This window comes from Mesorhizobium sp. M1A.T.Ca.IN.004.03.1.1 (assembly GCF_003997555.1).
Classification (GTDB): Bacteria; Pseudomonadota; Alphaproteobacteria; order Rhizobiales; family Rhizobiaceae; genus Mesorhizobium.
The window spans coordinates 480,843-491,894 of sequence record NZ_RZTV01000001.1; the positions used below are offsets into that span (position 1 = coordinate 480,843).

10 protein-coding genes are annotated in these 11,052 nt (G+C 63.4%); 4 read left to right on the forward strand and 6 right to left on the reverse strand.

What is annotated here, in order from left to right; translation table 11 throughout:
- Nucleotides 1-36 precede the first annotated feature (36 nt).
- From EOD29_RS02240 to EOD29_RS02255, 4 genes are all read left to right on the forward strand, one after another.
- Nucleotides 37-1,077: a sulfate/molybdate ABC transporter ATP-binding protein gene (locus EOD29_RS02240; RefSeq protein WP_095831663.1), complete on the forward strand. Its 1,041-nt coding sequence runs from the start codon at nucleotides 37-39 to the stop codon at nucleotides 1,075-1,077.
- A 201-nt stretch (nucleotides 1,078-1,278) separates the two neighbouring features.
- A complete protein-coding gene (locus EOD29_RS02245; protein WP_095824962.1) occupies nucleotides 1,279-2,268 on the forward strand; it encodes a sulfate ABC transporter substrate-binding protein in 990 nt (329 codons plus the stop codon).
- Nucleotides 2,269-2,524: 256 nt separating this feature from the next.
- Complete coding sequence (locus EOD29_RS02250; RefSeq protein WP_127245828.1) at nucleotides 2,525-2,974, forward strand: Rrf2 family transcriptional regulator; 450 nt, start codon at nucleotides 2,525-2,527, stop codon at nucleotides 2,972-2,974.
- A gap of 95 nt (nucleotides 2,975-3,069) precedes the next feature.
- Nucleotides 3,070-4,221, forward strand: coding sequence for a hypothetical protein (locus EOD29_RS02255; protein ID WP_127214000.1), 1,152 nt, complete (start codon nucleotides 3,070-3,072; stop codon nucleotides 4,219-4,221).
- A gap of 83 nt (nucleotides 4,222-4,304) precedes the next feature.
- Here EOD29_RS02255 and EOD29_RS02260 read toward each other — a convergent pair whose 3' ends face one another.
- The 6 genes from EOD29_RS02260 to EOD29_RS02285 all read right to left on the reverse strand — a co-directional run bounded on the left by EOD29_RS02260 (nucleotide 4,305) and on the right by EOD29_RS02285 (nucleotide 10,899).
- Nucleotides 4,305-4,787 carry a gluconokinase gene (locus EOD29_RS02260; protein ID WP_127246128.1) on the reverse strand — a complete coding sequence of 161 codons (483 nt, stop codon included), beginning with the start codon at nucleotides 4,785-4,787 and terminating at the stop codon, nucleotides 4,305-4,307.
- An 80-nt stretch (nucleotides 4,788-4,867) separates the two neighbouring features.
- A complete protein-coding gene (locus EOD29_RS02265; RefSeq protein WP_095802329.1) occupies nucleotides 4,868-5,854 on the reverse strand; it encodes an ABC transporter permease in 987 nt (328 codons plus the stop codon).
- Nucleotides 5,851-6,831, reverse strand: coding sequence for an ABC transporter permease (locus EOD29_RS02270; RefSeq protein WP_066990536.1), 981 nt, complete (start codon nucleotides 6,829-6,831; stop codon nucleotides 5,851-5,853). The genes EOD29_RS02265 and EOD29_RS02270 overlap by 4 nt, the downstream gene beginning before the upstream one ends.
- The gene (locus tag EOD29_RS02275) at nucleotides 6,828-8,375 is read right to left on the reverse strand and encodes a sugar ABC transporter ATP-binding protein (RefSeq protein ID WP_127245829.1); all 1,548 of its coding nucleotides are present in this window, start codon (nucleotides 8,373-8,375) and stop codon (nucleotides 6,828-6,830) included. The genes EOD29_RS02270 and EOD29_RS02275 overlap by 4 nt, the downstream gene beginning before the upstream one ends.
- A gap of 75 nt (nucleotides 8,376-8,450) precedes the next feature.
- Nucleotides 8,451-9,575, reverse strand: coding sequence for a sugar ABC transporter substrate-binding protein (locus EOD29_RS02280; protein ID WP_066990529.1), 1,125 nt, complete (start codon nucleotides 9,573-9,575; stop codon nucleotides 8,451-8,453).
- 295 nt (nucleotides 9,576-9,870) lie between these two features.
- Nucleotides 9,871-10,899, reverse strand: a complete 1,029-nt coding sequence (locus tag EOD29_RS02285) for a LacI family DNA-binding transcriptional regulator (protein WP_067328901.1) — start codon at nucleotides 10,897-10,899, stop codon at nucleotides 9,871-9,873.
- Between the last annotated feature and the right edge of the window lie 153 nt (nucleotides 10,900-11,052).

Here is an 11,052-nt window from a genome sequence, read left to right on the forward strand (position 1 = left end):
ACCGCGTAGCATGCATCAACTGATTGAGGGATCTGTATGGAAGTTCGCGTTGTCAACGTGCGCAAGGAGTTCGAGCGGTTTCCGGCGCTCCACGACGTTTCGCTCGACATCAGGTCGGGCGAGCTTATCGCGCTGCTCGGGCCATCCGGTTCCGGCAAGACGACGCTGCTCCGCCTGATCGCCGGCCTGGAGCGGCCCACCAAGGGCGCCATCTTCTTCGGCGAAGAGGATGCTTCGCAGAAGTCGATCCAGGAGCGCAATGTCGGCTTCGTGTTCCAGCATTACGCTCTGTTCCGACACATGACGGTTGCCGACAATATCGGCTTCGGCCTCAAGGTCCGGCACGGCGCCGCGCGTCCCTCGGCGCAGGAGATCCGCCGCCGCGCTTCGGAACTCCTCGACCTCGTCCAGCTGTCGGGGCTGGAAAAGCGCTATCCGGCGCAGCTTTCCGGCGGCCAGCGCCAGCGCGTCGCGCTCGCCCGCGCCATGGCCATCGAGCCCAAGGTGCTTTTGCTCGACGAGCCATTCGGCGCCCTTGACGCGCAGGTGCGCCGCGAGTTGCGCCGCTGGCTGCGCGAAATCCACGACGCCACCGGCCACACCACGGTCTTCGTTACCCACGACCAGGAGGAGGCGCTCGAACTCGCCGACCGCGTTGTCGTCATGAGCCAAGGTCGCATCGAGCAGGTCGGCTCGGCCGACGAGATCTACGACACGCCGAACTCGCCTTTCGTCTACAGCTTCATCGGCGAATCGAGCTCGCTGCCGGTCAAGGTTGACAATGGCGAGATCTGGCTGGCCGACCGGCCGGTCGGTCTGCAGGCGCCGCATGCGCAGTCGGGAGAGGCCCTGCTCTACTTTCGTCCGCACGATGTCGAGCTGCTCGACGGCTGCAGCGGCTGCATTGCCGGGACGGTCGCCGCCAGCCGCCGCGTCGCCGGCACAAGGCGGGTCGAGCTCGAGATCGGCGGCGAGCGTCAGCGCGTCGAGATCGAGCTGCCGGTCGACCATCCGGCGGCACAGAAGAGCCGGGTGGCTTTCAGGCCGAGGCGCTGGAAGCTTTTCCCGGCCTCCTGACCTATTTGCCGCCTGCCACGTCCAGGCGCCCGGTAGAGGAGCCGCGATGAATCAGGTTGGAAGAAAATCCTACCAAGCGGCTGTTCGGGCGGGAGATTTTCCCGCTGCTCGTGCGTCCCCCGGACCGCGTGCCTCGCGCAGCCAGGCTTTCCTTTTTATGGTCACACCATAGTTCTGATTGTCTGGAGGAGGACCGTTTTCATGAAGCGCTTATTGCTGGGTATTGCCACGCTTGCCGGCTTCGTCGTCCTCGCGTCCTCCCAAGCCTGGTCGGCCGACAAGCTGCTCAATGCCTCCTACGACGTCGGCCGCGAATTGTTTGCCGACATCAACAAGGCTTTCATCGCTGAGCATCCCGGCGTGACCGTCGATCAGTCCCACGCCGGAACCTCGGCGCAGGCTCGTGCCATCGCGGAAGGTTTGGCAGCCGACGTCGTCACCTTCAACCAGGTCACCGACGTCGATTTCCTGGTCAAGAGGGGTCTGATCTCCGCGGACTGGCAGAAGGATTTCCCAGACAACGCATCGCCTTTCTATTCGCTGCCGTCCTTCCTTGTTCGTGCCGGCAATCCCAAGCACATCAAGGACTGGAACGATCTGGTGCGTGACGACGTGCAGGTGATCTTCCCCAACCCGAAGACATCAGGCAATGCCCGCTATACCTATCTCGCTGCCACCGCTTACGCGAAGGAAGCCTTCAAGGGCGACGACGCCAAGGTGAAGGAGTTCATCGCCAAGCTGTTTGCCAACGTGCCGATCTTCGACACCGGCGGCCGCGCCGCCACCACCACCTTCGTGCAGCGCGAGATCGGCGACGTGCTGATCACCTTCGAATCCGAAACGCGCGGCATCCGCAGGGAATATGGCGACGACAAGTTCGAGCAAGTCACGCCTTCAGTCAGCCTGCTGGCCGAATTCCCGGTGGCGATCGTCGATAAGATCGCCGACGAGCACGGTAGCCGCGATCTCGCCAAGACCTATCTCGAATTCCTCTATTCGCCCGAGGGCCAGGACATTGCCGCCCGCAACGGCCTGCGGGCCCGCGACGCAGCAGTGGCCGCCAAATACAAAGCCGAGTTTCCCGACGTGCGCCTGTTGACGGTAGACGAGATCTTCGGCGGCTGGGATAGGGTGCAGAAAGAGCATTTCGCGGCAGGCGGCTTGCTCGATCAGGCCTATGGCAGCCGGTAGCGCTTACAATCAAAAGAAGTGGAAAGCCGTCATCGCCGTCGGCATCGCCGGCTTTTTTCAATCTGGAGCCGGCATCACCTTGCCGGCGAAATCAACGCGGCCAATGTGAAAAACATTACGAAGAATCAACGCGTTTGTGCCTAACCTGTGTCGACGAATTGTTGTGCCAAGCCGCGTAGCGCGGCCAAACTGTCATGATTTGCACACAAACAACCGCCAGATGCAGGCGATTGGGGTTTGATAAACTGAATCGGGCATGCTGACCAAAAAAGGCAAATACGGCCTCAAGGCCCTCGTGCATCTTTCCGGCCTGCCGGCTGGCCAGCTTGCATTCGTCAACGACATAGCGGTCGCAAACAACATCCCGAAGAAGTTCCTGGACGCCATTCTGGGCGAATTGCGCAATGCCGGCTTCGTCCAGAGCCGCAAGGGCAAGGAAGGCGGCTATCGCCTCGCCAGGCCCGCTTCCGAGATCAAGATCGGCCATGTCGTGCGCGTGCTCGACGGGCCGCTGGCGCCGATCCCTTGCGCCAGCCGCACGCAATATCAGCGCTGCGAGGACTGCGACGAGCCGACGTGCCAGGTCCGCCACATGATGCTGGAAGTGCGCCAGGCGATCGCCGACGTGCTCGACAACCGCAGCCTCGCCGCCATGCGCGACGCCGACAACGACGATTTCCCGGTCGAACTCACGTCGCAGATCTGACCGCTCAGCCGCGCCGTCTCGCCGTTGGTTGTCTGTCCGCGACAGACGCTGTAAATCGGCTGACGGATGGATCAAGGTTTGGGGGTATCTAACGCATGAGGCTGCCTCGGCTTGGCAAGTCCCGCAGGGCCAACCGGCAACCGTCATCCGCCAGCATCTATCATACCGAGATCATCGCCGACGTTGCAGTGCCGGAGCGCGGCGAGACCGTCCGCTTCTTCAGCCGCAAGCTCCTCCGCCCCGGCAAGTTGCGCAGCGTCTCCAACAAGGATCTGCGCGAAAGCCTGCTATCCATGTTCTATCTCGGGGTGGCGGCGGTGCTGCCGGTGGCCTGGTGGGCGCCGATCTGCGATTGGGTTTCGACGCTTCGACGCAAGCGTCATTTTCGCAAGGATTTCGCGCGGTATGATGTGGCGATCAAAGCGGTGCTTGGCGATGATGCCGACACGCGAAGCCTTTTCAGGGGACATCTCGCCGCCGCGCATCGCCGCCGTCTGATGCTTGCCGCTCATCTGGCGCCTGGCAGGCGCTGGTCGCCGGCGATCCGGCTGGAAGGCATCGACGGCTTGCGCGAGGCCTTGCAGCGCGGCCGCGGCGCCATCGTCTGGTGCGATCAGTTCGTCGCCCAGACCATCATGGGCAAGCGCGCCCTCTTCGAAGCCGGCATCGAAGCGCACCAGGTGAGCGTCAACTTCCACGGCTTTTCGGAAAGCAAATTCGGCCTGCATGTGATCAACAAGCCGCTGGTCGAGGTCGAAAACCGGTTTCTGAAGAGCCGCATCGTCTTTGAGCGCGCCGAAGCCTACCAGGTTACGGCGCGCATCCAGAAGGCGCTGAAGGAGAACGGAGTCGTGCTGATGACCAACACCATCCACGCGGGATCTACCTTCACCGAGAGCGCCATGGGCGAGCGTGGCTGGACCCACCTCGCCTCGGCGCCGGCGAATTTTGCGGCGCGCGCCGGCGCTGCGCTGTTTGGCATGTCGACCCTGGAGACAGTGCCCTTTCGCGAGTACCGCGCGATCGTCAGTCCCGAACTGAAGCCCAACGCTGTCCAGCCTGCATCCCGGCCGGCAAAGGACGTGGCGGCAAAGAACCTCGTTCTGCAAGCGGCCTATATCCTGCTCAAGCGCGACCGGCTGCTGGAAGCGGTCAAACTGCATCCCGAGCAGATGATGGCCTGGTCCAGCGCCAACCGGCTCACCGGACAGCAGGATCAAGCCGCGATCGGCGCCGACGCCGCATAATGCATTTCCCCCAGACGCGCAGCGGTTTTGGGTCAACGACATGCATCAGAACGAAGACTGAAAAGTGCGTCGCCTAAATCTGGTCAGCTCGAGGGGCTTGAGCTCAGTGCTTGCTTAAGGATGGCGACGACGCTCCGCGCGCCATCCGCCGTCACCGCCGGTTCGTCCGGCTCCGGTTCTTCCAGGGTCGCGAACTGGCTGTCGACCAGACTCGCCGGCATGAAATGGCCTTTGCGCCCCGACACCCGTCGCCGGGCAGTCTCGCGATCGATCTTCAGATAGAGGAAGACGATGCCCGGGCAAAAGCTGAGCAGCCGGTTCCGGTAGCTGCGCTTCAGCGCCGAACAGGCCGCCACCGGCTTGTGTCCCTCGCCGACCGAGGCTGCGATGCGCTCGCCGATGGCATCGAGCCAACCCTCGCGCAACGCATCCGTCAGCGGCTCGCCGCGCGCCATGCGCGCCACGTTTTTCGGCGGATGCAACCGGTCGCCCTCGATGAAGACGGCGCCCAGCGCCTCGGCCAGCGCTTCGCCCATCACCGTCTTGCCGCAGCCGGCGACCCCCATCACGACTATGGCCGGCGCTGACCGGATGTCGTTCAATGGAAACCTCCGACGGCTGTGACCTTACGATCCTTCATCCACAGTCAGCGGCTTGCCGGCGCACGGCCATAGAGCAAAAGCATGGCCACGATCACGACGCCGTAAATGATCTGCCGCCCCGCCTCCGGCATCTGCATGACCGACAGGATCGATTGCAGCAGCGTGATCAGGATCACGCCGGCGACGGTGCCAAGATATGAGCCGCGGCCGCCGAGGATCGAAGTGCCGCCCAGCACCACGGCGGCGATCGACGGCAACAGATAGGCGTCGCCCATCGACTGCGCCGCCTTCGATGCGTAGCCCGCGAGCAGGACGCCCCCGAAGGCCGAGAGCCCGCCGGAGACGGCAAAGGCAATCAGCACCACGCGGCGCGTGTCGATTCCGGAAAGATAGGCGGCGCGCTCACGGTTACCGATGCCGTAAACGACGCGGCCGAAGGAGGTGCGGGTCAGCACGAAAACCATTGCCGCCCCTATCAGCGCCCAGATGATCACCGCGTTCGGCACCCCCGGAATGGTGAAGCCGGTCGCAAGGTAGCGCATCGCCGCTGTCGCCGAATCCTGCGGCGAGAACCCGCCCGTATAGACCACCATCAGCCCTTGCGCGACGGCGTTGGTGGCTAGAGTGATGATCATCGAGGGAATGCGCAAATAAGCCACGCCGACGCCGTTGACGATGCCGATCGCGACCCCGCACAGGACGCCGAACGGGATGGCGAGCGCGACGCCGACCGGACCGTAGGCTGCAGCGGCACAGGCCATCATCGCGCCGGTCGCCACCGACCACGGCACGGAAAGGTCGATCTGGCCGAGCAGGATTACCAGCATCATGCCGGTGGCGATCACGCCGAGGAATGACGCGACCTTCAGCTGCTGCAGGAGATATTCCGGCGAGAGAAAACTGCGCGAATAGAGGCTACCTAGCAGAAGCAGGATAACGATGCAGGCAAAGGCGGTCGCCACCGCCGGATCGGCGCGGCGGATGAATTTCGGCATGCGGCTGGCGATGCCGCCAAGCGTCGTTTCGCTCACAGGAACCACTCCAGCCGGTTGCGCACCCGAAACAGCGCGAAGGCGCCGAGGCTGACCGCGATCAACAGGATGATGCCCTGGAACAGCGGCTGCCAGAGCGGGTCGAAATCGAAGACGAACAGCAGGTCGCCGATGGTGCGGAAGGCGAGCGCTCCGAAGATCGCGCCAATAGCGCTGCCTTTGCCCCCGAACAGCGAGACGCCGCCGAGCACAACTGCCGCGATCGAGAACAACGTGTAGGCATTGCCGCTCGCATAGGCAGCCTCGCCCGTATAGGTAAAGAAGGTGAGGAACAGGCCGCCAATCGCGGCAAGCAGTCCGGCCAGCGTGTAGGCAAGGAACTTGCCCCTGCGGATCGGCACACCCGACATATAGGCTGCCGTTTCGGACGAGCCCGCAGCGTAAGCGGCGCGGCCGAGCTCGGAGCGGCGGAACGGCACCCACACGACAAGCACGACGACGAACAGCGCCATCAGGCTTGCCGGCACGACGCCGAAGAAGCGCCCTGTCAGGAAATCGGCGACGTCCTCGTTGACCGATCCGCCGGGAACCGGTCGCAAAAGCAGCGCGAGACCGAAATAGACGGCGCCCGTGGCTATCGTGGCGACGATCGGCTGCAGGCGCCCGTAGATCACGATGGCGCCGTTGATCGCCCCGCAGACGAGCCCGGTGCCAAGCACAGCCACCAATCCGAACGCCGTCTCGAGGCCCGTGCCGATGACGAGCCAGGAAGCCATGCAATTGGTCAGCGTGAAGATCATGCCGACCGAGAGATCGATGCCGGCGGTGATCACAACCAGCGTTTGCGCCATCGCCACGAAGGCAAGCAGAACGCCCTTGTTCGCCGCTGTCTGCACGACATTGGCCGTGAAGCCGGCTGGATGATTGCCGCTGTAGATCGCGAACATGACGATGAAGATGGCGAACGCCAGCAGCGTCCCGCGCTGCTCGGCCAGCCAATAGCGCCAATCCTTCACGCGCCCTCTCCTTGCTCTGCCCGCTCGCTGCCGCCGTGGATATTCAGCGCGCTGGCGATCAGCGCGTGCTCGGTGATATCGGCGCCAACCAGCTCGCGCTTGATGGCGCCGTCATAAAGCACGAGCACGCGGTCGCAGCAGCCGATCAGCTCGTCATAGTCGGTCGAATAAAACAATATCGCGGCGCCGGCGTCGGCGAGCTTACGCATCAGCTGATAGAGCTCCTGCTTGGTGCCGACATCGATGCCGCGCGTCGGATCGTTGAGCAGAATGATGCGCGGCTGCCGCATCAGCCATTTGGCGATCACCACCTTCTGCTGGTTGCCGCCGGACAGCGCCCCGACAGGGATATCGAGCCCCGCCGTCTTGATGGCCAGCAATTCAACCATGTCATCGATCAGCCGCTGCTCGGCGGCACGGTCGATGACGCTGGCCTTGGACAGCCTGTCTAGTGCTGCGAAGGAAAGGTTCTCGCGCACCGTCATCGGCAGCATCAGCCCTTCCGTCTTGCGGTCTTCCGGGATCAGCGCCATGCCGATACGGTCATCGCTGGCGGCTGCCGGGCTGGCAATCGAAACCGGCTTGCCGTCGACCAGGATCTGCCCGGAAAGACCTCGCAGAACGCCGAAGAACGCCAGCAGCAGCTCACGCTGACCCTGGCCGTCGAGCCCGCCCAATCCTACGACCTCGCCGGCCGCAACCGAGAGCGAGATATTGTCCAGCCTATCGCTCCAGGACAGGTTGCGCGCCTCCAGCACAGGAGCTGCAACCGTCTGGGGCCCGGCCGGCTTCGGCGGAAAGATGTGGCTGTATTCCCGGCCGATCATCAGTTCCACGACTTCGTTGTCGCTCTTCGACCCGGCCGGATAGCTGGCGACATTGCGGCCGTTGCGAAACACCGTGCACTGGTCGGCAAGCTCGGAGATCTCGTTCATTCGGTGGGAGATATAGAGCAGCGCCAGCCCTTCCTGGCGCAACCGCTTCAGCACCTCGAAGACCTTCGCGACATCGGCGGCGGTCAGCGCCGACGTCGCTTCGTCGAGGATCAGGATGCGCGGCTTCCTGGCCAACGCCTTGGCGATCTCGACCATCTGTCGTCGCGAGAGCGGCAGGTCCTTGATCAGCGCCAGGGGGTGAATATCGGCGGCACCGGCGCGGGCAAGCGCCTGTTCCGCGAGGCGCCGTTGCGCCTTGCGATCGATCATGCCGAAGCGTTTCGGCGGGTCCGATATGACGATGTTGTCGGCGACGCTCAGCTCCGGAATGAGCGACAGCTCCTGGAAGATGCAGACGATGCCGGCCTGGTTTGCCGCGGCGGGCGAAGCAAATGTCACCTCGCGGCCGTCCAGGGTCATGGTACCTTCATCCGGCGCGACGACACCGGCCATGACCTTGATCAAAGTTGATTTGCCGGCGCCGTTCTCACCGAGAATGGCGTGGATGCTGCCGGCCGTGACGGTGAGATCGGCCTTTTCCAGGGCGCGCACGCCGCCATAGCGCTTGGATATGCCTTCCATGCGGAAGAGCGGAGCCGCGCCGTTCATCAGCCCTCCCCAGGCCAGTTCGTGATTGGCATCAAGCGGCCGGCGCCGCGGCTTCCGCGACGCCGGTCCGTCAGACTATTTGTTTTCCTTGGTCTGGCCCATGATTTCCTGCGCGGTGAAATTGATGCCGCAGGTCGGGAAGGAATTGCCGACGAAGAAATTGTCGGACTGATCGGGGAAGTAGTCCTGCCCTGCCTTGAAGTTCGGATCCTCGACGATGGCCAAAGGCAGCTTGACCGACTGCGGCACGACATTGCCTTCGAGCGCGGCAATCGCCGTCTTGATGGCAACGGCAACCTGCGCCGGGCCGGTACCGGCCGACGAACATTTCAGCCCGTCCGCCGCATGCGCCGCGCAGAATTTGCGGAAGCCGTTTTCCGTCTCGCCGCCGAACGGCACGAACGGATGCTTGGCGTCGATCATCGCCTGCACGATGCCGGTATCGCCGCCTTGCCCTGTGATGCCGTCGAACGGTCCGCTGGTGGCGATCGCGTCGGCCGTGGCTTTCTGCGCCACGCCGTCGTCCCACTTGCCGACGACTTCGGTGACATCCCATTTCTTGCCCGACGCGTTGAGAACCTCGTGAATGCCATTGTGCCGGTCGGTATCGACGGAGGTACCCGCGACGCCGCGCACCTCAAGCACTTTGCCGCCGTTCGGAACGTGCGAGACCAGCCATTTGCCCCACAATTCGCCGAGCCCCTTCTGGTCGACATTGACGTTGATGGCGTCCTTGGTGTCGAGGATGTTGTCGAAGGCAACCAGGATGACACCGGCTTCCTTGGCGCGCTTGATCACAGGCCCGAACGCGGTCGGGTTCTGGGCGTTGACGACGATCGCGTCGAAGCCGGAATCGATGAAGTTATTGATCGCCGAGATCTGCGCCGGCACATCCTCGCCGGTCGATACCACCTTGAATTCCTTCAGCTTCTTGGCGACGTCCGGCTGCGCGGCATAGGCTTTGGCCGTCTGGATCATCTGGATGCGCCAGGTATTGGCGATGTAGCCGTTCGCGAGCGCGATACGATAGGGCCCTTCCTTCTTCGGATATTTGAAGAATTGTGTGTCGGCCGCCCAGGGCGCGAAGCAGTCGGGCTCGGCCGAGGGCCCTTTGACGATTTCCGGATCGGCGATCGCCGACGAGCTCAGCATGACAAATGCAGTGGCGGCAACCACACCGCCAACAAGTGACTTGATCATCAGTATTCCTCCCAGTTGCAGTTCTGCTTGTTGATTAAGTCCTGGCGTTTTGGCCGGCACCTCCTGCCGCATCCAATCGCCTGCCGGCCGACCTTTGCCGCCCGCTGCCTCCTCTTGCCTCGCCTGAGGGCAATTCAGCAAACTATCATATTATACATAATAAACAAGTACGGACTGTTTTCTTATGTATAATAAACAGCGCCTCGCGTCTGCCATCTTATTGCTCGACGCAGAAGATGGTAGCGCTACCATGCAAGGTAGTAAACCGGCATTTGCACAGTCGTCTTTGCGTGTTTCAACGTGCGGTGCTCTCGCGGCGAATGAGCTCGAAACCGAGATCGACAACCCTCTGCTGGGGCCTCCGGCCCGCAATCGCCGCCAGCGCCATCGCCACTGCCTGCCGTCCGATTTCATAACGATGCGTGCGAACGCTGGTGACCGACGGGAACGCCGCCTGCATCATGTCGAGGTCGTTGAAGCCGACGATGCCGATGGCCTTCGGTACCGCGATGGCGGCGCGGCGACATTCGAACAAGACCCCCAGCGCGATATCGTCATTGTTGCAGAAGACGCCGTCGAGCGACGGCATCTTGGCCAGGGCATCGCGCAAAAGCTCGCGGCCGAGCGTCACGCTGGACAGTAGCGGCGTGGTGGTGACCAGGCGGGGATCGAACAGGCCGGCCGACTCCATGGCCGCGCGATAGCCGGCAAGGCGCCGCTGCGAGCGCGGGTCCATGCGCGCGCCGATGAAACCGATGCGCCGATAACCTGCCTCGATCAGGTGCTCGGTGGCAGCGCGGCCACCGTCGAAATGCGAGAAGCCGACCAGCATATCGACCGGATCGTGTCCGGTTTCCATCACTTGCACCACCGGGCAGCCGGCCGTCTCCAGCAGCTTTCGCGACTGCGGCGTCTGGTCGATGCCGGCGACGATAAGCGCCGCCGGGCGCTGCGAGGCGAACAGCTGCAGCAGCCGCTCCTCTTCCAGGCCCGAATAGTGGGTATTGCCCATCTGGATGCGGAAAGGGCTGTCCGAAAGACTGTCATAGATGCCGCGCACCACTTCGGCAAAGACATTATTGGTGAGCGACGGCACCAGCACGCCGAAGACCTCCGCGCGCGCCGAAGCCAATGCGCGCGCATTGGGGTCCGGGATGTAACCGAGCTCGTCGACGGCGACCTGTATCTGCCGGCGCAGATCTTCCGAGACCCGCCCAGGCTCGCGCAGCGCACGCGACACGGTGATCGCGCCGACGCCCGCCTTGCGCGCCACATCGGCGATGGTCGGGCGGCCGCCGCCGCGCCGCGAGCGCGGCCTTGTCACCGCCTTGTCCTTTTTGCACGAAAGGAGCGCAGCGGCGAGTTGACGATCAACAGTTTAGCCACAGCAACCATGTTTCGCAGCCCGTCCCATTCCGGTTGGGTCGCGCAGGCCATGGCCGTTGTCAAGCCGACGAATTTTGGTTCAGCCGACCCC